This window comes from Bacillus sp. WP8, assembly GCF_000800825.1.
Taxonomy (GTDB): Bacteria; Bacillota; Bacilli; order Bacillales; family Bacillaceae; genus Bacillus; species Bacillus safensis.
Genome location: NZ_CP010075.1, coordinates 1,323,336 through 1,349,580 on the forward strand (window position 1 = coordinate 1,323,336; position 26,245 = coordinate 1,349,580).

Consider the following 26,245-nt stretch of genomic DNA (forward strand, 5'->3'; position numbering starts at 1 on the left):
GCAACGATTGATAATGTGAAAACGATTATCAATTAGAGAGGAGAAAACAATCATGAATGAGAATACAGTACTTTACCAAACGACAAATCAAAAGGAATCGAAATGGTCCTTACATAAATGGGCACAGCACGGAGAATTAATTGCAGCAGGAATATCGGGGATTCTCATTTTAATTGGATGGTTTCTAAAAGATGAGAGCATGTGGAGCATTCCTCTTTTCATCCTGGCATTTGTCATTGGTGGTTTTGCAAAGGCGAAAGAAGGAATTGAAGAAACGATTTCGTCTAAGACCTTGAATGTGGAACTTTTAATGATTTTCGCAGCAATAGGCTCAGCTCTGATCGGCTATTGGGCAGAAGGCGCTATTTTAATTTTTATTTTCTCACTGAGTGGTGCGCTAGAAACGTATACGTCAAATAAAAGCAAGAAAGATTTAACAGCTTTAATGAGCATTGCACCAGATGAAGCAACTTTAATTGAAGAAGATGGTACGACCATTCAAATCGCCGCTTCATCATTAACACCTGGTGACCGTATTATGATCAAAGCTGGGGAACGCATTGCAGCAGATGGTGTGATTTTAAGCGGGAGAACAAGTGTGGACGAATCTGCACTTACAGGCGAATCTGTTCCACAGGAAAAAGGGCAGGGGGAAGACGTATTTGCAGGAACAGTGAACTTAAATGGTTCCTTAACAGTGGAAGTCACTAAACATAATGAAGAAACGCTTTTCCATAAAATTATTAAACTTGTCGAATCCGCTCAAGAAAGTGTTTCGCCAAGCCAGGCATTTATTGAAAAATTCGAGGGTGCCTATGTAAAAGGTGTGCTGATCACCGTCGCAATTTTAATGGTTCTGCCTCATTTTGTACTCGGCTGGAGCATGAGTGAAACCTTCTACCGGGCAATGGTGTTTATGGTCGTTGCTTCACCTTGTGCTCTAGTTGCATCCATAATGCCAGCAGCACTGTCATTGATCTCAAATGGCGCGAGAAATGGAATGCTTGTCAAAGGAAGTGTCTTTTTAGAAAAACTAGGCACAAGCAGCATGATTGCTTTTGATAAAACGGGGACGATTACAAACGGGAAGCCAGCCGTAGAGCAAGTCGTCATCGCTAAAGGACAGGATGAATCTGCTTTTTATCAGGCGCTCTATCAAATTGAGAGTCAATCAAACCATCCATTAGCGAAAGCAATTTCTGATATGGCAAAGGAGCACCAAACAGATAAATCAGTCCATGTCACCATTGAAGAAACCTCTGGATTTGGTGTGAAAGCACAATTAAATGGGGAAACGTGGCGGATTGGGAAGAAAGACTTCGCTGGTAAGGCGTCAATCGACCGCGAGATGGAAGAGACAGGTGATGACCTTTCAGCGCAAGGATACACAGTGGTCTACGTTCAAAAGGGTGAAGAAGTTGTTGGCTGTCTTGGCCTTAAGGATCAAATCAGACCTGAAGCCAAAAAAATGATTCAAGAACTAAATGATTTAGGCATCCAAACCGTCATGCTGACAGGAGATCAGCAAAAAACGGCTGAAGCGATTGCGCAGGAAGCCGGCATCCAAACTGTCGTGGCTGAATGTCTTCCAGATGAAAAGGTACATGAGGTCAATCAATTAAAAAAACAAGGTAATTCAATCATCATGGTAGGAGACGGAATCAATGATGCGCCAGCACTCGCTACAGCAGATGTTGGGGTTGCGATGGGCGGAGGCACAGACGTTGCTTTAGAGACTGCGGATCTCATCTTAATGAAGAACAATTTAAATAACCTAACAAAGATGATCCGTCTTTCAAGAAAAATGAATCGAATCATTAAGCAAAACATTGTTTTCTCATTAACGGTGATCTGTCTGTTAATTTGTGCGAATTTCTTACAAGTGCTTGATTTGCCTTTTGGCGTCATCGGGCATGAAGGAAGTACGATTTTGGTCATTTTAAATGGTCTGCGTCTGCTTCGTGCATCTTAATTAATCATCAAGGCGCACTGGATCTATGCCAGTGCGCTTTTGTGCGAAATACAGCAAAAACTGATACAATAGACCAGTAGTAAAACGTGTGAGGAGGATCATGATGAACCGAATGAAGAGCTTGTCTTCTTGGTTTAAGAAAGAAGACATTCAAGGTGCATTTATACATACAAAGGAAAATGTGTTTTATCTATCTGGATACTTCACAGAGCCGCATGAAAGAGTGATGGGGCTGTTTGTGTTTCAAGAGGCAGAACCATTTTTTATTTTGCCTAAAATGGAAGTCGAGCAGGCAAAAAATGCAGGATGGTCCGGAGATATCATTGGATATGAAGATCATGAGAATCCATTTGATTTCATTCAATCAGCGATAGAAAAACGAGGTGTTCATGCCGCGCGTCTTGCGATTGAAAAAGAATCGATACCGCTTCAAAGAGCAGAGCAGCTCCAAGCTGTCACCGGGGCAGAAATGTTCGTCCGGGCTGAAGATGAGCTCAATCAGCTCAGACTGATTAAAGATGAATCTGAAATTGCTACACTCAAAAAAGCGGCACAATTAGCAGATGAAGGTGTAAAAGTTGGGGTTAATGCCTTAAAAGAAGGAATCACGGAAACAGAAGTTCTCGCTGTCATTGAATATGAACTAAAGAAAAAAGGCATTCAAGGCATGTCCTTTTCAACCATGGTTCTCTTTGGTGAAAAATCAGGCGAGCCTCATGGAAATCCGGGGCAGGCAACCTTAAAAAAAGGCGATTTTGTGTTATTTGACCTTGGTGTCATTGTCGATGGATATTGCTCAGACATCACACGAACATTCATCTATCAGGAGGCTTCTGAAAAACAAAAGGACATTTATCATACTGTCTTAAATGCAGAAATGGCAGCACTTGAAATGAGTAAGCCTGGCGTTAGAATCGGTGATCTTGACTTAAAAGCCCGCGGGCTCATCACAGAAGCGGGATATGGTGAATATTTCCCGCATCGCCTCGGACATGGGTTAGGGGTTTCTGTTCATGAGTTTCCTTCTATGAGTCAGGCAAATGACGACCTTCTGCAAGAAGGTATGGTGTATACGATTGAACCAGGAATTTATGTCCCGGGAGTCGGCGGCGTAAGAATTGAAGATGATGTTCTCATTACGGCAGATGGTCCAGTCACTTTAACCAATTATCCAAAAGAGCTGACGATCATCAAGTAATGAAAAAAATCACGATGAACGTCCAGGTCTTGGAAGCGTCATCGTGATTTTTTATCACTCTTCTCGATCCTTATCAACAAAAAAATCATCAATTGATTGAAACGGTTTGATTTTATGTTCTTTTCCTAAAGGATGTAATGCAAAACGAGCAGAAAACAAAACAGTCATACATAATATAATCCATATGATGAAACCCATCTTGAATTCCCCTTTCCATCCAGTGATTTGTTCAGCTCACATACATCTTAAAGTATGAAACGCTTACCATATCAAGAGAAAGTAGGAGAAAAAATGGCAAACATAAGGGAGATTGCGAAAAGAGCGGGCGTATCTGTGACAACCGTATCACGTGTGTTGAATGAGCATCCTTATGTTAAAGAAGAAAAAAGGGAACGTGTTCTACAAGCGATGGAAGAGCTCAAGTATACGAGAAACATTCAGGCGGTCCATTTAGCGAAGGGCTATTCGAATATGCTTGGCATCGTCCTTCCAAACATTGAACACTCTTATTTCAGCGCACTCGTCACAGGTATTGCAGAAAAAGCACAGGCGCGCGGCATGCATTTTGCTTTATTTCAAACAGGATATGATCCATTAAAAGAAAAAGAAGCGTTAATGAGTTTAAAAGAGCGCCGTGTGGATGGTTTAATATTTTGTTCAAATGCGTTAAGTGATAGGCATATTTTAAAGTGGCAGGAATCAGGACCGATTATATTTTGTCATCCTGCGCCGCACGATAAGTGCTCAACCGTGTCAATTGCGCATGATCATGCATTTAAGGAGGGCCTGCATCATTTGGCGGCATGCGGACATCAACGAATTGCGATCGTTCTCGCCAGAACAGAAGGAGCAAATAGCGAGTCGCGCCTTCAGGCCTATCAAGACATGATGCAATCCCTCGGGCAGACCATTGATGAGGAATGGATCATCGAAGGGAAGTTATCCCTGCTTGATGGGAAGCACTTATTTGCAGAATGGCAGAAAATGAAAAATCGTCCTACAGCTTTATTCATTACAAATGACGAAGTTTCTGCAGGCTTTTTATTAGAGGCGCAGCGTCATGACATAAAAGTAGGCGAATCACCAGCCATACTTAGCTTTCAAAATAACCAATTGAGTGAGGCGCTAGGGATTTCCAGCATTCATATTCCCCTCAAACAAATGGGGCAGGAAGCGTTTGACTTGTTTGACCGGGCATTAAAGGGAGAGAAATCAGAAAAAAGAATGCTGCCATTTCGTCTGATTGAGCGAACAACTACCGTTTTGAAAAACAATCGTTGACGCACGTTTCATCTGTTTTGTACGATAAGAGGGATTGAAAAAGAAGGAGGTGGGGATGTTCATGGAATCCTTCACCGTTGATAAAGCGTTAAATAATAATGTCATCATCGCAAGGCACCCTTCTTTGGGCGAAGTAGTTCTGATTGGGAAAGGGATTGGCTTCGGTAAAAAATCGGGGGATGTTCTCGATCAAGACGTGTTTGAAAAAATGTTTGTGTTAAAAAACACGAAAGAACAAACAGAATATAAACAACTGCTTCATCATATTGATGAGAACATGATTGAGCTTGCCAATGACGTCATTTATCATATACGAGAAAAAATGGGACAACGCTTGAATGAGCATATTCATGTTGCACTGACCGACCATATTGCGTTTAGTTTTAAGCGGGTGCAGCAAGGCTATGATATCACGAACCCTTTTATGCTTGAGACGCAATCGCTATACCCGAAAGAATACGAGGTCGCAAAGGAAGTCGTTGAACTGATTAACGAGCGGCCAGATGTTAAAACGAAGCTGCCAGAAGGAGAAATTGGCTTTATAGCGCTTCATATCCATTCAGCTTTGACGAATCGGCCTTTATCTGAGGTCAACCGTCATTCGCAACTGATTACACAAATGGTCCAAGTTATAGAAGATTCATTTCATATGAAAGTAGACAGAGAAAGTATTCATTATTTACGCTTATTACGCCATATTACGTTTTCAATTGAGCGTATTAAACGGGGAGAATCTTTAGAGGAGCCAGAAAAATTGCTTCATCTATTGAAAAATGAATATCCTTTATGCTACAATACTGCTTGGAAAATGATCAAAATTTTGCAGCATGCATTGAAAAAGCCTGTACAGGATGCTGAGGCTGTCTACTTGACACTTCATCTGTACAGATTGACAAATAAAATTTCATAGTTTCCTTGAAACGTGTAACTGATTCGATCAGGCATGAGTGACTTAAGGTAAATACAGGATAAGATCCTGTTATTTGCGCAACCTTATATCACCATGCCTTTTTTGCATTTGAAAGTGAAATGTAAACGGTTAATTATGAAATGTACGTCAGGGAGCAGCCCAAATGTATGTTGTAAGCGAAAACAAAAGGAGGTTCAACCAGTGTTTAAATCACTTTTTGGTGTGTTGCAAAAAATTGGACGAGCTCTCATGCTTCCAGTTGCGATCCTTCCTGCTGCCGGTATTTTACTAGCACTTGGGAATGCGATGCAAAATCCGCAGCTGATTGATGTAGCTCAATTTTTAAGCAATGATACAATTCAGCTTGTTGCAAGTGTCATGGAGAATGCGGGGAACATCGTCTTCTCGAATCTTCCGCTATTATTTGCTGTAGGGGTTGCCATCGGTCTTGCAAATGGAGACGGAGTGGCAGGGATTGCCGCTATCATCGGTTACCTTGTCATGAACGTAACGATGAGTGCCGTATTAATGGCTAACGGATCTATTCCATCCGATTCAATCAAATTGGCTAAGTTCTTTAAGGAAAGCCATCCAGCATATGTGAATATGCTCGGTATACCGACCTTGTCTACCGGCGTTTTTGGCGGGATTATCGTCGGGGTATTAGCCGCTTATATGTTTAATAAATTTTACAAGATTGAGCTTCCGCAATACCTTGGCTTCTTTGCAGGTAAGCGTTTTGTTCCAATCGTCACTTCTATTTCAGCACTTATTTTAGGGCTTTTGATGCTAGTCATTTGGCCGCCAATCCAAGGTGCATTGAACTCATTTTCAACAGGACTGCTTGCAGCAAATGAGCCGCTGGCTGCCTTTGTATTCGGAGTCATTGAACGCTCATTAATTCCGTTTGGTCTGCACCACATATTCTACGCACCATTCTGGTATGAATTTTTTAGCTATAAGAGCTTATCAGGAGATATTATCCGTGGTGACCAGCGTATTTTCATGGCGCAAATCAAAGATGGTGTTCAGCTGACAGCTGGTACATTCATGACAGGGAAATATCCATTCATGATGTTCGGTCTTCCAGCAGCAGCTCTTGCGATTTACCATGAAGCAAAACCAAAGAATAAAAAGCTTGTAGCAGGAATTATGGGATCAGCAGCCCTTACTTCTTTCCTAACAGGGATCACTGAACCGCTTGAATTCTCATTCTTGTTTGTAGCACCGATATTATTTGCGATTCACTGTGTATTTGCTGGATTATCCTTTATGATAATGGATATTCTAAACGTGAAAATCGGGATGACCTTCTCAGGAGGGTTAATCGACTTCTTCCTATTTGGTATCCTGCCGAATAGAACCGCTTGGTGGCTTGTCATTCCAGTAGGTCTCGTACTTGCTGTCATTTACTACTTCGGATTTAGATTCGCCATTCGCAAATTTAATCTGAAAACGCCAGGCCGCGAGGATGAAGCAGCAGACGGAGCAAGTGAAGCGAAGTCTGAAAAAGGGAATGACTTGCCTTATGAAATCCTTGAAGCAATGGGTGATCAAGAAAACATTAAGCACCTTGATGCTTGTATCACGCGTTTACGTGTTACTGTCAATGATCAGAAGAAAGTGGACAAAGACCGCTTGAAAAAGCTTGGCGCTTCTGGTGTTCTCGAAGTAGGGAACAACATCCAGGCAATTTTCGGCCCGCGTTCTGATAATTTAAAAACACAAATGCAGGATATCATTGCAGGCCGCACGCCTCGTCCAGCGAAAGACCCTTCTGCAAAAGAAGAAGTCAGCCAGCAGGTCGAAGAAGTCATTGCAAAGCCGCTTCAAAATGAACAAGGGGAAGAAATTTTTGCTTCACCAATTACAGGGGAGCTTCATCCAATTACAGATGTACCAGATCAAGTATTCTCAGGGAAAATGATGGGTGACGGTTTCGCTATCTTGCCAACAGATGGAACGGTTGTTTCACCGGTAAGAGGGAAGATTTTAAATGTGTTCCCGACGAAACACGCCATTGGCCTGCAATCTGACGGTGGACTTGAAATTTTAATCCACTTCGGAATTGATACGGTCGGCCTCAAAGGAGAAGGATTTGAAGCATTTGTACAAGAGGGAGATCAAGTAGAAATCGGTCAAAAACTTTTAGAGGTTGATATTGATAAAATTAAGTCTGAAGTACCATCTTTGATGACACCAATTGTATTTACCAACTTAAGTGAAGGACAATTTATTGACCTTCAAGAATCCGGTGAAATCAAAGCTGGACAAGAAAACATCATGAAAATTTCAAAATAATTTTCATAACTGCCGTTCTTGTTAGATGACAAGCTCGGCAGTATGATATAATATTGTGGATGTATTAATTGTATAAAAAGGAGATTGATAAAAATGGCTCAACAAACATTCAAAGTAACTGCAGATTCTGGAATTCACGCACGTCCTGCAACAGTTCTTGTACAAACTGCTAGTAAATATGATGCTGATATCAACTTAGAATATAATGGTAAAACAGTGAACCTGAAATCTATTATGGGTGTAATGTCTCTAGGAATTGCGAAAGGTGCTACAATCACAATCTCTGCTTCTGGTTCTGATGAAAATGATGCACTTGCTGCGCTTAAAGACACAATGAAAAGTGAAGGCCTAGGCGAGTAATGCAACAACTGAAAGGAATCGGTGCTTCAGCAGGCGTTGCAATTGCAAAAGCATATCGTCTGGAAGAACCAGATTTAACAGTTCACCAAAAAGACATCAACGATCCAGAGACAGAAGTGAAGCGTTTTGAAGAAGCAATTCATGTTTCTAAACAAGAACTTGAAGCAATTAAAGAACATGCGCTAAAAGAACTTGGCCAAGACAAAGCAGATATCTTTTCTGCCCACCTTCTTGTGTTAAGTGATCCTGAACTGCTTAACCCAGTAAAGGATAAAATTAGTGCTGACAAAGTAAATGCTGAATTTGCTTTAAAAGAAACAGCGACAATGTTTGTCACAATGTTCGAAGCAATGGACAATGAATACATGAAGGAACGTGCAGCGGATATTCGCGACGTCACAAAACGTGTTATTGGACATTTGCTAGGCGTTGACATTCCAAATCCAAGCATGATTTCTGAAGAAGTCATCATCATAGCTGAAGATTTAACACCTTCTGATACTGCTCAGCTGAACAGACAATTTGTTAAAGGCTTTGCGACAGATATCGGCGGTCGTACTTCTCACTCAGCGATCATGGCGAGATCTATGGAGATTCCAGCAGTTGTTGGGACAAAAGAAGCAACAAAAACGGTGAAAAACGATGATCTGATCATTGTGGATGGTATTACTGGAGACGTCATCATTCAGCCTTCTGAAGATGAAGTGAAAGCGTATCAAAAAAAGCATGAAGACTACTTAGCTCAAAAAGCGGAATGGGCGAAACTTGTTGACCAGCCAACGGTAACAAAAGACGGCGTTCACGTAGAGCTAGCTGCAAATATCGGAACACCTGAAGATGTAAAAGGTGTACTTGAAAATGGCGGCGAAGCAGTCGGATTGTACCGTACTGAATTTTTATACATGGGCAGAGACCAGCTTCCTACAGAAGAAGAGCAGTTCGATGCGTATAAAACCGTTTTAGAGAAGATGGAAGGGAAAGCAGTGGTTGTCCGCACACTAGATATTGGTGGCGATAAAGAACTTCCTTACTTGCAGCTTCCAAAAGAAATGAACCCGTTCCTTGGCTATAGAGCTATTCGCCTTTGCCTGGAAGAGCAGGAGATTTTCAGAACTCAACTACGCGCCTTACTTCGTGCAAGTACATATGGAAACTTGAAAATCATGTTCCCTATGATCGCGACATTATCAGAATTTAGAGAAGCAAAAGCCATTTTACTTGAAGAAAAAGAAGCATTGGTTGCCGCTGGTACAGACGTTTCTGATTCCATTGAAATCGGAATGATGGTAGAAATTCCATCAACGGCTGTCATCGCAGACCAATTTGCAAAAGAAGTAGATTTCTTCAGTATTGGAACGAATGATTTGATTCAATACACAATGGCTGCTGATCGAATGAACGAACGAGTGTCTTATCTTTACCAGCCTTACAACCCAGCGATTTTACGTCTCATTACGCTTGTGATTGAAGCAGCGCATAAAGAGGGTAAATGGGTCGGCATGTGCGGTGAGATGGCAGGAGATGAAATCGCAATCCCTCTTCTACTTGGATTAGGATTAGATGAATTCTCAATGAGTGCAACATCCATTCTTCCAGCTAGAACACAGCTAAGCAAGCTATCTAAGGAAGAAGCTGCATCATTTAAAGAGCATATTTTATCACTTAGCACAACAGAAGAAGTGGTTGATTTCGTCAAGAAAACATTTCAACAGAACTAAGTGAATGAAAACCAGACAGGTGAAACTGTCTGGTTTTTTTGTCGAATTTTATCATATTGAGTCATATTGGGCAGTGAGAAGGGCACCCTATTATTAAAAAATGGAGGTGACCAGATTGCCTTTCTCAGACTATAAACCAGGTGATCAAGTATATGTGATTTATCGAAATCCACATGCTGCAAACGTAGCACAAATTAAAGAAGCTGAAATTGTTTCACATCCTTACAACGAAGAAGAGCTTGCCCTCTTTTTACTTGAAACGTATCATCCACTAGCACCTGATGATGCTGTTTTTCCAACATATGAAGAAGCAGAAGCACTTTATCAAGACTTATTTGAATAAGGGAGATTTTAGAAAGGATAAAAGCCATCCTGTGCGGTTAAAGTAACGGTATAAAAACGTTAAAGGTAAGGATGTGCTTAATATGATCAAACCTTTCGTCCCCCAGCTTGTTTACATTGAACCCCGGGCGTTAGAGTACCCGTTAGGACGAGAGCTGAAGGAAAAGTTCGAGGGTATGGGAATCGAAATAAGAGAAACAACCTCACACAACCAGGTAAGAAATATTCCGGGGAAAAATGACCTGCAAAAGTATCGTAACGCGAAGTCAACGCTTGTTATTGGTGTGAGAAAGACATTGAAGTTTGACTCGTCTAAACCATCTGCAGAGTATGCGATCCCATTTGCAACAGGATGTATGGGACATTGTCATTATTGCTATTTGCAAACAACAATGGGAAGTAAGCCCTACATTCGAACGTACGTCAATGTAGAAGAAATATTAGATCAAGCTGAGCAGTACATGAACGAGCGAGCGCCAGATATCACAAGATTTGAAGCATCATGTACTTCAGACATCGTAGGAATTGATCATTTGACACACACTCTCAAACGAGCGATTGAATACTTTGGGCAGACCGATCTAGGAAAACTTCGATTTGTCACGAAATTCCATCATGTTGATCATCTGTTAGATGCAAAGCATAATGGCCGGACAAGATTCCGTTTCAGTATTAATGCCGATTATGTCATTAAATATTTCGAGCCTGGCACATCACCGCTTGATCAGCGGATTGAAGCGGCTGTTAAGGTTGCAAAGGCAGGCTATCCTCTTGGCTTTATTATTGCTCCCATCTACATCCACGAAGGCTGGCAGGAAGGATATAAAGTTTTATTTGAAAAGCTCGATGCAGCCCTTTCTGATGATGTGAGAGACGATATCACCTTTGAAATGATTCAGCATCGCTTTACAAAACCAGCAAAGCGTGTGATTCAAAAAAACTACCCGAAATCTAAATTAGAATTAGATGAAGAAAAAAGACGATACAAGTGGGGGAGATATGGGATTGGGAAATATATCTACCAAAAAGATGAGGAACAAGAACTAAGAGAGACGTTAGAATCATATATTGATCAGTACTTTCCGTCCGCAAAAATTGAATATTTTACTTAAAGCAAGCCTATAGGGCTTGTTTTTCTATTTAAATTTTCTTACAACTATTGAATGCTTTACCCATTTTGCCGATATATAAAATAAGGTGTGAAAGTAGATGTAGGGGTGTGAGGAGATGTTTAAGAAACTTCAAGTGAGAATAGCTGTTTTCATCTCAGTTATTTTAATTTTAACCGTCGTGGCTGTTCAAGTGGGTTCTAACTTAGTGTTAAGACCACTTATTGAACGAGATGCAAAAACCACCGCAGCAGCAACGGCAGAAAGCCTGAAAGACATTATTACAGAAAAGCTTGATAATTACGGCAATACCATTAACAAAGTGGCAACAAGTACAATGACTGAAGAATTTGCGCAAAAACAAACAAAACAAACATTAGCTTATGAAACAGATGCACTAAAAAAATTGCAGGAACAGGATAAACTCATTTCGTTTACCTATATTGGAACAATTGATGGCAAAATGCTCGGCTTCCCAGAGTTCGATCTTGGCGAAGGCTATGATCCATCTAAACAAGGCTGGTTTAAACAAGCAGCCGAAAAGCCTGATCAGGTCGTTTGGACAGATCCATATGTTGATGAAGCAACGAAAAAAGTGATTGTCTCAGCCACGAAGGCGATTGTCAAAGATGGAAAGGTCATTGGGGTCGCTGGACTTGATTTGAAGCTGTCCTCGATTCAGTCCTATATCAATGAACAAGAGATTCCTTATAAGGGGACCGCTTTCTTAGTTGATGGCACAGGCACCCTTTTGGCGCATCCAACAGAGCAAGGAAAAAATATATCAAAGGTCGCTTCTGTGAAAAAAGCGATCGACAACTCAGGTATTGATGACAGTAAAGAACTGACGGTCACATCTAAAATCAAAGAAGCCGATTGGACGGTTGGTGTCAGCTTTGAGAAAAAGCAACTGCTTTGGATTACAGAAAAAATGAATCAGACAAGCATCATTATATCCGTCATTGCCATTATTCTTGCGATGATCCTCAGCTTCTTATTGGCAAGAAGCATAACTACGCCAATCAAGCGTCTAATAGAGCACGCTCGTAAGGTGTCAGAAGGCGATTTAACAAGCACGCTTGAAACGAAGTCTCAAGATGAAATTGGTTTCCTTACGAAAAGCTTTAATCAAATGACCGAGGACATCAGGGAGTTAATTGAAAAAGTGAAAGGGGCTTCAGATCAAGTTGTGGAATCAGCGGATGAAGTGACCCAAATTTCAAATGAGACCTTGCTGTCTAGCGAACAGATTGCAACCGCGATTCAAGAGGTGGCAACAGGGGCGACTAAGCAGGCGTCGGATGCAGAAACGATTAATGAGAAATCAGAGCAATTGTATGAGAAAGTGCGCCATATGGGTGAACTCGCCACACAAATGCAAACCAACTCAAAATCATCTGAAGATGCAAGCTATAAAGGGCTTGATGCACTTGGTGTGCTCGTCCAAAAATCAACACAAGCGAGCGATGAATCGAAAAAGGTTGAGCAAATGCTGCTAGATCTTGAGCATAAAACGAAAAATATTGAAAACGTCGTGACTGCTATCTCTGAAATCTCTGATCAAACGAATTTACTTGCACTGAATGCAAGTATTGAAGCGGCGAGAGCAGGAGAAAGTGGACGAGGATTTGCTGTAGTTGCAGAAGAAGTCAGAAAGCTTGCTGAACAATCTGCGCAGTCAACAAAACACATTAGTGAAACCGTCAAACTCATTCAAGATGAATCGAAGAAAGCGGCGGAAGCGATGACAGCAGCAAGTAGAATGAATGAGGAACAAGGTGATGCCATTAATGCAACAGGTGAGGCACTCAGCAGCATCACAATGGAAATGCAGGCACTTGTCGGTTCAATCGACAGCATTCATACACAGATCAATGAAATGACAGAAGAACAGCAGAAGATGAGTGAATCCATTCAAAGTATTGCTGCTATTTCAGAAGAATCTGCTGCCTCAGCTGAGGAAGTGCATGCGTCTACAGATGAACAAGTTCAAGCGTTAGAAAGAACGAAAACCTCAACTGAAATGCTAAACGAATCAAGCCAGGCACTGCGTCAGGCGGTTGACCGATTTAAGGTGTGATTCGCGGAAAGGAACCTTGCGACGTGAGCAAGGTTCTTTTTGTATGATAAAATGAACGAGAGGAGGTGCTTACATGGATGTCAAACTAACTGGAAAAAAAGCATTGGTCGCTGCAAGCAGTCAAGGTATCGGAAAAGCGATTGCCTTTGCTCTAGCAAAAGAGGGAGCGGATGTAATGCTCTCGGGAAGACATGAACAAACGCTGAAAGAAACAGTCAACGAGCTGTCTCCATTTGCCAAAGGACAGCTGACTTATCAAGTATGTGACGTATCTGACGCCAGGCAAATTAAGGCGCTTGTTCAAGCGGCGGCTGGCGATGAGCAACGTCTAGACATTCTTGTGAACAATACAGGCGGACCTAAAACAGGAACGCTTGACACCTTAACAGATGAAGATTGGATCGAATCATTTCAGCTTCATTTACTCAGCTATATTCGGTTATTAAAAGAGGCATTACCTTATTTGAAAAAACGTGGTGCACGTGTGTTAAACATTGCGTCAATGTCAGTGAAAGAACCGATCCCAGGCTTGATGCTGTCGAATACATTTAGACCAGCTATAGCCGGCTGGACAAAAACAGTCGCTCAGGAGCTTGCAAAGGATGGTATTTTGATCAATACGTTAGCACCCGGAAAAATTGAAACAGACCGCGTCAAACAGCTGGAAAAGCACCGCGCACAAAAAGAGAATCGAACGGTTGAAGAAATCAAAGCACAGGCTGAACAAGCGATCCCGCTTGGCCGCTATGGACAGCCAGAGGAATTTGCAGCATATGCAGCTTTTCTTTTATCTGAAGCCAATACATATATGACAGGTCAAACACTGATCATTGATGGTGGCTTGACAAAGTCTCTTTAAGGAGGAACAAGTGATGGCACAAATCAAAACGGTTGGTTTTATAGGAATCGGTGTAATGGGGCGCAGTATGGCAGGACATTTAATGGATGCAGGCTATGAAGTTCTCGTTTATACAAGAACGAAAGCAAAAGCAGACGCATTGATTCAAAAAGGGGTGTCATGGAAGCCGGCAGTAAAGGACATTGCAGAGAGTGCAGATGCTGTCATCACAATGGTGGGATATCCATCTGATGTAGAAGAGATCTATTTAGGTGAAGATGGGCTTGTGGCACATGCCGCGCCTGGAACATATCTCATTGATATGACGACCTCGAAGCCTCAGCTTGCAAAAGAAATTGAGTTGAAAGCGAAGGAAAGAGGTGTATTTGCATTAGATGCACCTGTATCAGGGGGAGACATAGGAGCTCAAAATGGCACGCTCGCCATTATGATCGGCGGAGAAAGGTCTGCCTATGAAGCCTGCCTGCCGGTATTTGAGCAAATGGGTAAAAATATTCAATATCAAGGACCGGCAGGAAGCGGTCAGCATACAAAAATGTGTAACCAAATTGCCATCGCAGCGGGGATGGTCGGTGTCGCAGAGGCAATGGCCTATGCCGAAAAATCAGGGCTTGATCCAGAGCAGGTGCTCAAAAGCATCACAACAGGTGCAGCAGGCAGCTGGTCATTGTCAAACCTTGCACCAAGAATGCTGAAAGGCGATTTCGAGCCAGGGTTTTATGTAAAGCATTTTATCAAGGATATGGGCATTGCACTTGAAGAAGCAGAGCTGATGGGAGAAGAAATGCCAGGGCTCTCACTTGCGAAATCACTTTATGAAAAGCTGAGTGAACAGGGCGAAGAAAACAGCGGGACACAGAGCATCTATAAATTATGGGTCAAATAAAAAAACGGCCCCGCCTATGTGGATTGCAGCGTGTAAACAAGCCCTCGCATTGCTGAAAAAGTAGACAAATTAAAAACCTGTCCCAAATAAGGACAGGTTTTTTGATATTATTTTCCGATGAATTGCTGCGTCCAGTAGTTGCCAGATTTCACATAACCAACACCGATATGTGTATAGCTTTTGTTTAAAATGTTCGCTCTGTGGCCTTCACTGTTCATCCATGCTGTCACAACTTCTTGAGGAGATCTTTGACCTTGAGCAATGTTTTCACCTGCTGATTTGTAAGTGATACCGAATTGCTTCATTTGATCAAATGGAGAGCCATAAGTTGGGCTTGTATGAGAGAAATAGTTTTTATCTTTCATATCTTGAGATTTTGCGCGAGCAGATTTGCTTAATTTAGAATCCACAGAAAGTGCCTTTAAGCCCTGTTTTGCACGCTCTTTATTTGTAAGCTCGACCACTTCTTTTTCAAATGCATTTAAGCTGCTGTCTGCTTTTGATGCATTTGTGTCTTTTTGGTCAGCTTTTGTGTTGCTATTGCTGTTTGTGTTTTCTTTTGCTGGAGTGCTTGGTTTAGAAGCAGTTGGTTTTTTCACTGATTCTTGTTTTTGTTCTTGTTTTGCTTTGTTTACTTCTTTTACTACTTTTGTTCCAGTAACAGGCTGGCCGCTTTTGATCAGCTTGTTTAATAGAGCTTCGATCTCTTTTTGATTTGACTTGCTTAGCTTGTTTACATCTGAAGAGATATGTAATTTTGCTGCTAATGTATGAAGATCAATGGCTTGATGCTGTACGTTTATCACTTGTTTCAGGTTAAGCTCCTTCGCATCAGCTGAATGTCCCCCAGTGAATGTGATGAGTGCAGCAGCTGTCAGCGCTGAAAAAAAGAATGATTTCTTCTTCATATTGTAACTCCTCCTAAAATCTTTGTTTTGTTTTCTCACAAAAAATCATACCATGGACTTTTTGTTATAAACGTACCAGCATCCTCCATTGACAATACCAGTTTGTCATTTTTGTTAAAGTCATAGTAAGAGCCGCTTCATATCAAAGGATAGGGAATTCTTCCATTTAAAGAAAACGACATAAACATACCAATATTTTAAAGTGTTAGTATATTTTTTTGCAGATTAGGGATTGACAGCTTTTTTTCACTCGTTTCGCTGTAACAACTATTACAAAAGTGTTACAATAATGAGTGGTAATTGTAAAAGATTGAAAAGGATGAGAGGAGCTACATAAGTGGGAGAGAAACAGCATCAAGGTGCTGCCGAGCAGAAAAAAATGAAGCGCCGGAACGCCTGGAGGATTAATCTCTTTTTCTTCGCTGTATTTAGTTTATTTGCTGGACTTGTGATCAAGCTTGGTGTGCTGCAAATCGTCAATGGTGAAGATTATAAAAAGCAAGCCAACCGAACAGAGGTCAAAACGGCATCATACCCGTCTCCAAGAGGAAAAATGTATGACGCGAGAGGAAGAGTCGTCGTTGATAACGAAAGTGTACCTGCCATCGTTTATACATCAGAAAGCGGTGTGAAAGCGAAGGATAAGATTAAGGTAGCAAGAAAACTTGCGACTTATATAAAAATGGATACTGATTTTTTGAGAGAGCGTGACATTCGGGATTTTTGGCTGGCGAGCCATCCAAAAGAAGCGGATAAGCTCATTTCAAAAGCGGAGAAAAAGGATATCGATGCAAAAGATGTCTATCCGCTTCAAGTAGAGCGTGTCCCAAAGAAAGAAGTCAAAGCGATTGAAAAGGATGCGGAGGAAAAAGCTGTTGCAGCGATCTACCGTAGATTTACAGGCGGATATGCCTTTGAGCCTCAAATCGTGAAGGCAATGGACCCAAACGAAGAGAAAAAAGGAGACGAAAAAGTTGCTTTACTCGATGAAACGAAAGAATCAAAACAGACTTCATCCGTGAGTTTGACATATGAAGAGATTTCACTTGTCTCAGAGCATCTTGATGAACTGCCAGGTGTGAACGTCATCAATGACTGGACAAGAAAATATCCGTATGAAAAGACCCTTTATAATGTACTTGGCGGTGTGACCACACCAGAGCAAGGAATCATTAAAGAGCGCGAAGATTACTATATGGCAAGAGGCTACTCGCGAAATGACCGTGTAGGGAAGAGCTATTTAGAATATCAATATGAGGATTTTCTGAACCCAGAGAAAGCAACCGTTCAATATACACAGGTTGGCGGGAAGCTGCTTGATGAAATCAAGCGGACAGAAGGACGAAGAGGACTTGATCTTGCGCTGACATTTGATATGGAGCTGCAAAAGGAAGTCGACAAAATCGTCGAATCAGAGCTTAGATCGGCCAGTGCGAGAAACTATATGATGGATCGTGCCTTTGTCGTCATGATGGATCCTCACACAGGGGATGTTCTCGCCATGTCGGGCAAGAAAATGGACGGCAGAGACGTCACAGATTATGCGATCGGAACATTTACGACTCAGTATGAAATGGGCTCTGTTGTCAAAGGAGCCACAGTACTTGGCGGTTATCAGGACGGGATGTCACACAACCAAGCCTATATGGATACACCGCTCTACTTTGCAGGAAGTAAAGGAAAGCCGAAACAGTCTTACAAAGTTCTTGGATGGGTTAACGACATTCAGGCACTCCAAAAAAGTTCCAACGTCTACATGTTCCAAGTAGCGATGAGAATGGCGGGCATCACCTATCAAAAGGATGGTCCGTTACCTGCAAGGCCTGAGCACTTACAAAAAATGAGAAACTACTATGCGCAATTCGGTCTTGGCGTAAAAACAGGGATCGACCTGCCGCAGGAATCAAGCGGGATGCAGACGCATCCTAAGACGGTCGGCGGACTCTTGCTTGATGAAGCAATTGGTCAGTATGACACGTATACACCGCTCCAAGTGGCACAATACATGTCGACGATCGCCAACGGAGGCAGCCGTATTCAGCCAAGAGTAGTGAAAAGTGTTCATCTTCCAACGAAGAAGGATGAAGTAGGCCCAGTCGTAAAAAAATATGAGCCGAAGGTGCTGAATACGATTAACAACTCGAAAGCAGATATTGACCGCGTAAAAACGGGACTGAAAATGGTCACATCAACAGGCGGAACTGCCGCTGGCCGATTTGGTCAGCATGATGTCGCGGGAAAAACGGGTACAGCGCAAACCTTCTACTATGGCGCCAACCGCAGCTGGTGGGGAAATGCCACGTACAATTTAACCTTTGGAGGATATTATCCTTCTTCTAATCCAGAGGTAGCGTTTAGTGTCGTGACACCTTATGTCTCAGATAAAGATCCTGTCATTAAAAATATCCCAAGTAAAATTGTGGATAAGTACGTAGAATTACAAAAGAAATATGAAAAACAATAAACCGCAGGGAGCACAGCAGCAGAAAGTGCTCCCTTTTTGCTGAAAATATGGACGTTTCCCTCGATGACAGAAGGAAAATACGGGTTTTCTAGCGAATCTTTTTTATACATCAATCTAAGGACAACCCTAAAAAATGAAAAGGAGGGTCGGACGACGATGGAACAACAAATGAAAGATTCGAATCAATTGTATTCGAACATCGATTTACATGCCGTTCTTTCTTCTAATGGCCGCTTTCTCTACATTTCTTCCAACTGTAAGCAGCTTTTGCTCTATGAACAAAAGGATTTACTAGGGTGTTTTTTGAAAGACTTTGTTCATACCGAAGATCAATTTCTCGTCGAAAGTTATTTTTACAATCAGCACATGCTAGAGGTTTGCCACTTTAGACTGCTAAGAAGTGATCTGACAGCTGTATGGGTCGAAGCAAGCATTGATTTTGTTGCTTGTGATGGGTTAGACAACGAAGAAAGTAGAGAAATGATCCTGAAAATGAGGGTGCTGGATACTAAGCCCCAAAAAGCAGCATTTCAAGAAGTATCAAAAGTAGCAGAACAGTCGCTGGGCAGTCTGCCGGCTTTCCAAAATGTCGGTGAAGCTGAACAATTGATTGCCATGCTGCCAAATCCGTTATGTATTACGACTTTAGGGAAAATTGTGTATGCGAATGATGCGATGCTGCAATTAATGGGGGTAAGTGCAAGAGATGACATGATCGGCAAGTCCGCGTTTGATTTTATTGCTGAAGAGTACCATGATATTGTCAGAAGCCGCATAACAAGGCTGCAGCAAGGTCTTCCAGTCGGAATGATTGAACAGATATGGAAGCGTAAAGATGGGAGCAGTATTCATATTGAGGTAAAGTCATCACCGACGATTTATCAAAATCAGCGGGCAGAGCTTTTGCTGCTCGTGGACATCTCATCCCGTAAAAAATTCCAAACTGTTCTTCAAAAAAGCCGGGAAAGGTATCAGCTGCTCATTCAAAACTCCATTGACACGATTGCAGTCATCCATGATCACAAATGGGTGTTTATGAATGAATCAGGTATTAAATTATTTGAAGCCGAGCATTACGATAAATTAATAGGAAAGGATATTTTTCATCAAATTCATTCCTGTGATCAGCAGAAGGTCAAAAACAGCTTATCTCGTATTATTGAAAGAGCATCAGATTCCGAGATTGTCACGATGAGCTGTCATACGTTTAAGCATAAGCTGATTTATACAGAAATGGTCTGTATCCCAACTACATTCTTTGGAGAAACAGCGGTTCAAATTATTTTAAGAGATATATCCGAACGTAAGCAGACAGAAGAGCTCATGCTCCGCTCTGAAAAATTATCGATCGCAGGTCAATTGGCGGCTGGCATTGCACATGAAATCAGAAATCCATTGACCGCCATCAAAGGCTTTTTACAGCTCATTAAACCGAAAACAAAGGATCGCGATCAATACTTCGAGATTGTTTTCTCTGAGCTGAGCCGAATAGAAATTATCTTGAGTGAACTGCTAATGCTGGCGAAACCGCAGCAAACGTCCTCAATGCAGACGCTTGATTTGAAAAAAATCATCAGCGAAGTCACGGCTTTGTTAGAAACACAAGCGAACTTAAATGGCATTTTAATGAACACAAGTGAGATAGAGGAAGGTCTCCTGATGAACGGGGATCAAAATCAGCTCAAGCAAGTGTTTATCAATTTAATCAAAAATGCCGTAGAATCCATGCCGGACGGAGGAAAGGTAGACATCACGGCCAAAGCAGAAAGTGAAGGAATACTTGTCACCATTCGTGATGAAGGGGTCGGCATTCCAGAAGCGGTAATGAAACGGATTGGAGAGCCCTTTTTAACCACAAAGGAAAAAGGAACTGGACTTGGCCTTATGGTCACATTTAATATTTTAGAAAATCATAATGGGACGATCCGTGTGGATAGTCAGCCTGAAAAGGGCACCGTATTTCACATCATGTTTCCTGCAAAATAAAAACAACGGCAAGAGAGCCGTTGTTTCAATCTAGCGAATGAATGGAACGTTTTTCAAGTACAAATTGTTCTAGCCGGTCAAGTCCTTCTTTCAGCGTTTCAAGTGAATAAGCATAAGACAGGCGCACATACCCTTCGCCGAGTGGAGAGAAAGCAGAGCCTGGGACGACCGCAAGTCTTGTACTTTCTAACAGCTCCATGCAAAAATCAAAGGAACTTATCCCAAACGATTCAATGGATGGAAAAATATAAAAAGCGCCAGAAGGTTTAATCACCGGAAGCCCCATAGAAATGAGCCGATCATATACATAATCGAGTCTTTTCTTATATTGCTCTCTCATGATCAGTGCATCATCCACACCATTTGTCACAGCTTCAAGTGCCGCCTTTTGTGAGACAGCCGAGGCACAAGACACGTTATATTGATGTACTTTTAATACATGTTTAGCAATTGGAGCTGAAGCAAATAAAAAGCCAATTCTCCATCCAGTCATGCTATGAGATTTAGACAGTCCATTGATGACAATGGTCTGTTCTTTTAAGAAAGAGGCAATTGAATGATGCGGCCGGTCAAATGTCAGCTCACTGTAAATTTCATCGGATAAAATAAAGATGTCTTTTCCTTCAAGGAGCTGGGCAATTTCTTTCAATTCTTCTTCTGAAAGCGTGACACCAGTCGGGTTTGAAGGGTAAGGAAGAACCACACACTTTGTCTTTTCCGTTAACGCATCCTCAATCAGCTTGGCATTCAATTTAAAGCCGGCATTCGTTGTGTCAATATGTACAGGTACTGCACCGCACATTCGAATGATCGGTTCATATCCGGGGTATACAGGTCCAGGTAAAATGACCTCGTCGCCTTCTGTTAAAATGGTTCGAAACGCAGCATCAATTGCTTGACTTGCACCTGTTGTCACAATGATTTCTGACTCTGCATCATAATCAAGATTCACTTTCTTCTTGATATAATGCTGAATCGCTTGTCTTAGCTCTAGGAACCCAGCATTGTGAGTGTATGAAGTGAAATTCTCGTCAATGGCTGCTTTGGCAGCTGTTTTGACATGATGCGGCGTATAAAAATCGGGCTGGCCTATCGTCAATGAAACGACATCCTCATATGACGATACGAGATTTGAAAATGTTCGAATGCCTGAAATTTCAATATCCTTTACTCTTGGATTCAGCAAATGCTCCATTTCTCATCACCTTAAAAATTTATGTTTTTATCCTATTTTACCATTCACTGCATAAATGTCATCTGCGAAAGGCACTGGATATCGTTATATGTAGTCTATTCTCCTATCCATCACCGCATGAGTGATATATTAAAGAAAGAGCAACATTTATTATAGCGTAACCTCAAGAGAAAATACAGGCTGTGATGAGAATGATTAGAAAACGGCAAAACTGCGTAAACTGAAAGAACGTGAGAATCATGGTCATGGGAATGGCTTTCATAGACATACGATCTCCTAAAGGAGGACGATAGATGGAACAATCAGCGAAGACATCGAAAATCGCGTTTCTATCCGTGCTGAGCAACACATTTGTTGTCATCTTAAAAATCATTGTAGGTCTCTTAACCGGATCTGTTGCGGTTTTATCAGAAGCCATTCATTCGTTTCTCGATTTAATGGCTTCGTTTATTGCATTTATTTCTGTTCGTATTTCAAGAAAGCCAGCAGATTCTAAACATCCTTATGGACATGGAAAAGTCGAAAATATTTCTGGAACGATTGAGACCCTGCTCATTTTCGTTGCTGGCATTTGGATTATATACGAATGTGTTCACAAATTAATGCATCCAGAGCCAGTTAAGCTACCCGTGCTTGGCATTGTGGTCATGCTGCTAGGCGCGCTCATCAATTTTGTTGTATCGAGGATTGTGAACAAAGAGGCTGAGCGAGTACATTCAGTCGCCATGAAATCAAATGCATTGCACCTTTTAACGGATGTGTATACGTCACTAGGGGTGGCATTCAGTTTATTGCTTGTAGCATTAACCGACTGGTATTTCCTAGATCCGATCATTGGAATGATTCTGGCCCTCTTTATTATGCGTGAAGCGTTTAAACTCATGAAGGAAGCCTTCCCGCCGCTTGTTGATGCTCGTTTAACACCAGAGGAAGAACAATCAATTGAAGCGATCATTCAAGGATTCAGTCAAGAATTTATTGAATATCATGACTTTCGAACAAGGCGGTCTGGTGCAGAGGAATATATTGATTTCCATTTGATTGTAGATGGAAAGACAACCATTGAAGATGTTCACCAATTATGTGATCGAATTGAAGAGAAGATTCAGCTCGAATTTCCGCATGCGCAAATCTTTATTCATGTGGAACCTGAAAGTGAAAGAAGCTCACAAACGTAAAAAAGGCGATCAACCTATTCTCAGGTTGTATCGCCTTTTTTTACGCTTCATCTATGAAATGAAATCAATATCCATAAGCAGTATCGTAGTCTTCGTACCAAGAGATATAAGCTGTGTCATCGTTTGACAAACCATGCTTCATATCTAAATAATCAGCTTCGCAAATATCTTCAATTACAGTCATTTCGTTGTTCTTTAATAATACGACAGTTCCCATCATGAACACCTTTCTTTAAAAAATCCTTGACTATTGTACCATTTGAAGAATCATTGTCAACAGAAGAATGGAAACAAGACGAAAATATCACAAAATGTTAAAAAATCAGGAGGTAAAAGAACTAGAAGTGCCATGATTTTCACAAATTTTCAGTATTTATTCACATAAATCATTTAGATCAAACTGATCTAAAATGTATGTAAAAGTGTAAAGCTGCATTGATCTTGCTATATTCATAGGATATAATAACGAATGATTATAAGAAATTTATAGAAAACATACATAATAAAGGAGAAATAGGATGGAAACCAACATAACAGAACCACACATTCAAGAAAAGAAGCATCCTGAGCTAGCAGGCGTAGGCTATCGTTTTCTTGCACATCTTTTGGACGGTATCATTATTAGTGTACCATTTTCATTCATTGTATTTATTCTGGCAACACTCTTTTTTGTCTCAAGCCCTGAGGCGGCATTTTTAATGTATGATGATAGCTATTACTATTCTTCAACGGTGATTACGGATGAAGAATGGGCAGTCATTATGGGCCTTATCTTTTTCTATGGCGTAACGATCTTAGTCGGTATCGCGGTGACTTGGCTGTATTATGCGATCATGGAATCATCAAAGTTGCAAGGAACTCTTGGCAAGATGGCTCTTGGAATTAAAGTGACAAAAGTAACGGGTGAAAAAATAACATTCGGGCGCGCGACAGGCCGATTTTTTGCAAAAGGCTTTTTGTCTCCAATCTTATGTATTGGCTACATCATTGCGTTTTTCACAGAAAAAAAACAAGCACTTCACGATTTGATTGCAAGTACCATTGTTGTAAAGAAATAATGAAAAGAAGCACCTCTGCTATATAGTAAGGGGTGCTTTTTGTATAGATGCTTGTATGGAAGAGGGAAACGTCACATAAAGTAGAATGATAGTGAAAATAAAGCAGAGAAGGGAGTCAATCTATTGAAAAGAGGGAAAATGACTGTTCAGAAAAAAGGGGCAGGCTTCGGGCTGTTTTTGACAGCACCTGTGCTGGCCTGGGCTTTGTATGATTTTGCAAATACGATCTTTTCATCAAATATGATCACCATTTTCTTCCCGTTTTACTTGCAGGAAACGATCGGGGACAGTGCGAGAATGGACCAGATCGCAAGTACCTTTATTTCTTATGCAAACGCATTAGCCAGCTTTTTTCTCGTCATTTTTACACCTTTATACGGAGTGCTGATTGATCGTACAGGAAAAAAGAAACGCTACATTACGGTGTTTACGTTCATATGTATTGCTTGTACGGTGTTGATGGGGATTTTTGCTGGGATTGATTTCTCAAGTGAATGGTTTGGGCTGCCTGTTTCTTTATTGGTCGTGGTTACCTTGTTTGTGATCGCAAAGTTTTTCTATCATTCTAGTCTTGTTTTCTATGACACCATTTTGCCCGATCTTGGGACAAAGGATGAAATCCCGCTTATTTCTGGATTTGGTATCGCCGTTGGCTATTTAGGAACACTTGTGGGTCTCTCTGTTTATTTACTTGTCGGCAATGACCAGTTTCATGAAGCATTTATCCCAACAGCCCTTTTATTCCTTCTCTTTTTCCTACCTTTTCTCTTTTTTGTAAAAGATCCTCATCCGCTGCCTCAGCAAGAGAAAAAGGCATCTTTTTTCAGCGGGTATAAAGAGATTGTTCACACGTTTAAAGAGATGAAAAGGTACAAGCCAGCTTTTATTTTTATGATCGCCTTCTTTTTTATGAATGATGCCTTACAAACAGCAATTGCGATGATGGCTGTTTATGCCAAAATCATTATTGGCTTTACAGCTGGGCAATTTATTTTACTCTATCTTGTGTCGACCATTTCAAGTATCATTGGCTCCTTTCTGTTTGGTTATATCACAAAAGCGATAGGGGCAAAACGCTCGATTACCGTCGTGTATGTCATTTTAATTGTGGCGCTCATTCTAGCTGTGACAGCGACAACCGAATGGGTCTTCTGGGTAGCTGGCAGTTTATTTGGGATTTCACTTGGCGCAAGCTGGGGGGCATCACGAATCTTGATTATTGAACTAACCCCGAAGGAAAAGCGAGGACAGTTTTTTGGCCTCTTTGCCTTCTCAGGAAAGGTGTCTTCCATTATTGGGCCCATTATTTATGGCTCAGTTACCCTGCTGTTTGCAGAGCACGGAAATCTCGCAAGCCGCCTTGCACTAGGGTCTTTGCTCATCCTTGCATCGATAGGACTTGTGATTCATCAATTCGTTCGAGAGAAAGCGTAAAGAAACGTCAACTTTTTACCTATGCTGCCGATATAAAAAGTACAATCTAATATTGAAGAATAGAGGGATTTCCGTGGCTTTAAATAAACAAGAAATTTTACTTGACTCTGGTACCAATGAATTGGAAATTGTGAAGTTTGAAATTGGTGCAAATCAATTCGGCATTAACGTCATGAAAGTAAGAGAAATCATTCAGCCGGTTGAGGTGACGGTTGTACCGCACTCTCACCAAGATGTAGAAGGGATGATTAGTTTACGAGGCGAGATTTTACCAGTCATCAATCTATTTTCCTTTTTTAATGTCGAGTCAGATCAGTCGGAACAAGAGAAATATATTGTGACTGAATTCAACCAACGGAAATTTGTGTTCCACACAGGAACAGTATCACAAATTCACCGCGTCAGCTGGGAAGAGATTGAGAAGCCGACTGCACTGAATCAAGGGATGGACCGTCATTTAACTGGCATCATTAAGCTTGATGAAAAAATGATTTTCCTTCCAGATTACGAAAAAATCATTTATGATATTGAATCCGCTTCAGGTGTTGATACGTATCATATGTTTGACGGTGAGAAAGACGAGAGAAGAACAGGGAAGAAGCTGTATGTCGTTGAAGATTCTCCGCTTCTCATGCGTTTATTAACAAATGAATTAACCGAAGCAGGCTATAAAAACATTGTGACCTTTGAAGATGGCAAACAGGCATATGATCATGTCATGGATCTTGTCAGCAAAGGAATCAGTGTGACAGAAGAAATTGATATGATTATTACGGATATTGAAATGCCTAAAATGGATGGCCACCGGCTAACAAAATTGCTCAAGGACAATCCTTTAACAAATTCCATCCCGATTCTTATCTTCTCTTCATTAATCACTGAAGATTTGCGTCATAAAGGGGAAACGATCGGTGCAGATGATCAAATCAGTAAACCAGAAATTCATCAGCTGATTGAAAAAGTCGATCATTTTATTATCTAAACAAAAAACCACTCGGCATGAGTG

The 26,245-nt window shown here is 41.2% G+C and carries 22 protein-coding genes; 18 read left to right on the forward strand and 4 right to left on the reverse strand.

All coding sequences use genetic code 11. The annotated features are described in order from the left end of the window. The first annotated feature begins 52 nt into the window (after window positions 1–52). On the forward strand, window positions 53–1,972 hold the full coding sequence (locus QR42_RS06540) for a heavy metal translocating P-type ATPase (RefSeq protein ID WP_039178100.1): 1,920 nt from the start codon (window positions 53–55) through the stop codon (window positions 1,970–1,972). Window positions 1,973–2,075: 103 nt separating this feature from the next. Beyond that, a complete protein-coding gene (locus QR42_RS06545) occupies window positions 2,076–3,170 on the forward strand; it encodes a M24 family metallopeptidase (RefSeq protein ID WP_039178102.1) in 1,095 nt (364 codons plus the stop codon). 54 nt (window positions 3,171–3,224) lie between these two features. Here the strand turns inward: QR42_RS06545 and QR42_RS19445 are convergent, their stop codons facing one another. After that, window positions 3,225–3,368 (reverse strand): hypothetical protein, encoded by a 144-nt coding sequence (locus tag QR42_RS19445; protein WP_162842493.1) that lies wholly within the window; start codon window positions 3,366–3,368, stop codon window positions 3,225–3,227. Between the two features lie 93 nt (window positions 3,369–3,461). Between QR42_RS19445 and QR42_RS06550 the strand changes: the two genes are divergently transcribed. From QR42_RS06550 to QR42_RS06595, 10 genes are all read left to right on the forward strand, one after another. Beyond that, window positions 3,462–4,451 carry a LacI family DNA-binding transcriptional regulator gene (locus QR42_RS06550; protein WP_039178104.1) on the forward strand — a complete coding sequence of 330 codons (990 nt, stop codon included), beginning with the start codon at window positions 3,462–3,464 and terminating at the stop codon, window positions 4,449–4,451. A gap of 55 nt (window positions 4,452–4,506) precedes the next feature. Further along, window positions 4,507–5,361, forward strand: a complete 855-nt coding sequence (gene glcT / locus QR42_RS06555; RefSeq protein ID WP_039178106.1) for a glucose PTS transporter transcription antiterminator GlcT — start codon at window positions 4,507–4,509, stop codon at window positions 5,359–5,361. 201 nt (window positions 5,362–5,562) lie between these two features. Next, window positions 5,563–7,662, forward strand: coding sequence for a glucose-specific PTS transporter subunit IIBC (ptsG, locus tag QR42_RS06560; RefSeq protein ID WP_039178107.1), 2,100 nt, complete (start codon window positions 5,563–5,565; stop codon window positions 7,660–7,662). 93 nt (window positions 7,663–7,755) lie between these two features. Then, on the forward strand, window positions 7,756–8,022 hold the full coding sequence (locus QR42_RS06565) for a phosphocarrier protein HPr (RefSeq protein WP_003211078.1): 267 nt from the start codon (window positions 7,756–7,758) through the stop codon (window positions 8,020–8,022). After that, a complete protein-coding gene (ptsP, locus tag QR42_RS06570) occupies window positions 8,022–9,740 on the forward strand; it encodes a phosphoenolpyruvate--protein phosphotransferase (RefSeq protein ID WP_039178109.1) in 1,719 nt (572 codons plus the stop codon). Before QR42_RS06565 ends, ptsP begins: the two co-directional genes overlap by 1 nt. A gap of 100 nt (window positions 9,741–9,840) precedes the next feature. Beyond that, the gene (locus QR42_RS06575; protein ID WP_044331928.1) at window positions 9,841–10,083 is read left to right on the forward strand and encodes a transcriptional regulator SplA domain-containing protein; all 243 of its coding nucleotides are present in this window, start codon (window positions 9,841–9,843) and stop codon (window positions 10,081–10,083) included. An 82-nt stretch (window positions 10,084–10,165) separates the two neighbouring features. Continuing rightward, window positions 10,166–11,194, forward strand: coding sequence for a spore photoproduct lyase (gene splB / locus QR42_RS06580; protein ID WP_039178111.1), 1,029 nt, complete (start codon window positions 10,166–10,168; stop codon window positions 11,192–11,194). Between the two features lie 115 nt (window positions 11,195–11,309). After that, the gene (locus QR42_RS06585; RefSeq protein ID WP_039178114.1) at window positions 11,310–13,271 is read left to right on the forward strand and encodes a methyl-accepting chemotaxis protein; all 1,962 of its coding nucleotides are present in this window, start codon (window positions 11,310–11,312) and stop codon (window positions 13,269–13,271) included. A 73-nt stretch (window positions 13,272–13,344) separates the two neighbouring features. After that, entirely contained in the window at window positions 13,345–14,130 is a 786-nt protein-coding gene (locus QR42_RS06590; RefSeq protein WP_039178115.1) for an SDR family oxidoreductase, read from the forward strand. 13 nt (window positions 14,131–14,143) lie between these two features. Continuing rightward, window positions 14,144–15,016 carry an NAD(P)-dependent oxidoreductase gene (locus tag QR42_RS06595; protein WP_039178117.1) on the forward strand — a complete coding sequence of 291 codons (873 nt, stop codon included), beginning with the start codon at window positions 14,144–14,146 and terminating at the stop codon, window positions 15,014–15,016. Window positions 15,017–15,123: 107 nt separating this feature from the next. Here the strand turns inward: QR42_RS06595 and QR42_RS06600 are convergent, their stop codons facing one another. After that, a complete protein-coding gene (locus QR42_RS06600; protein ID WP_039178119.1) occupies window positions 15,124–15,924 on the reverse strand; it encodes a CAP domain-containing protein in 801 nt (266 codons plus the stop codon). Window positions 15,925–16,261: 337 nt separating this feature from the next. Here QR42_RS06600 and QR42_RS06605 point away from each other — a divergent pair, with 337 nt between their 5' ends. Both QR42_RS06605 and QR42_RS06610 read left to right on the forward strand, forming a co-directional pair. Then, window positions 16,262–18,388, forward strand: coding sequence for a peptidoglycan D,D-transpeptidase FtsI family protein (locus QR42_RS06605; protein ID WP_039178121.1), 2,127 nt, complete (start codon window positions 16,262–16,264; stop codon window positions 18,386–18,388). 156 nt (window positions 18,389–18,544) lie between these two features. Further along, entirely contained in the window at window positions 18,545–20,374 is a 1,830-nt protein-coding gene (locus QR42_RS06610; protein WP_039178122.1) for a PAS domain-containing sensor histidine kinase, read from the forward strand. 25 nt (window positions 20,375–20,399) lie between these two features. On the opposite strand, the gene QR42_RS06615 is transcribed toward QR42_RS06610, so the two are convergent. Then, complete coding sequence (locus QR42_RS06615; protein WP_039178123.1) at window positions 20,400–21,569, reverse strand: aminotransferase A; 1,170 nt, start codon at window positions 21,567–21,569, stop codon at window positions 20,400–20,402. A 293-nt stretch (window positions 21,570–21,862) separates the two neighbouring features. Here QR42_RS06615 and QR42_RS06620 point away from each other — a divergent pair, with 293 nt between their 5' ends. Continuing rightward, window positions 21,863–22,747 (forward strand): cation diffusion facilitator family transporter, encoded by an 885-nt coding sequence (locus QR42_RS06620; RefSeq protein WP_039178125.1) that lies wholly within the window; start codon window positions 21,863–21,865, stop codon window positions 22,745–22,747. Between the two features lie 64 nt (window positions 22,748–22,811). Here QR42_RS06620 and QR42_RS19450 read toward each other — a convergent pair whose 3' ends face one another. Further along, on the reverse strand, window positions 22,812–22,964 hold the full coding sequence (locus tag QR42_RS19450; RefSeq protein ID WP_180272403.1) for a hypothetical protein: 153 nt from the start codon (window positions 22,962–22,964) through the stop codon (window positions 22,812–22,814). 301 nt (window positions 22,965–23,265) lie between these two features. On the opposite strand from QR42_RS19450, the gene QR42_RS06625 reads away from it, so the two are divergent. From QR42_RS06625 to QR42_RS06635, 3 genes are all read left to right on the forward strand, one after another. After that, entirely contained in the window at window positions 23,266–23,805 is a 540-nt protein-coding gene (locus tag QR42_RS06625) for an RDD family protein (RefSeq protein WP_039178127.1), read from the forward strand. A 123-nt stretch (window positions 23,806–23,928) separates the two neighbouring features. Further along, window positions 23,929–25,239 carry an MFS transporter gene (locus QR42_RS06630; RefSeq protein ID WP_039178128.1) on the forward strand — a complete coding sequence of 437 codons (1,311 nt, stop codon included), beginning with the start codon at window positions 23,929–23,931 and terminating at the stop codon, window positions 25,237–25,239. A 73-nt stretch (window positions 25,240–25,312) separates the two neighbouring features. After that, on the forward strand, window positions 25,313–26,221 hold the full coding sequence (locus QR42_RS06635; RefSeq protein ID WP_024424709.1) for a chemotaxis protein: 909 nt from the start codon (window positions 25,313–25,315) through the stop codon (window positions 26,219–26,221). The last annotated feature ends 24 nt before the right edge of the window (window positions 26,222–26,245 follow it).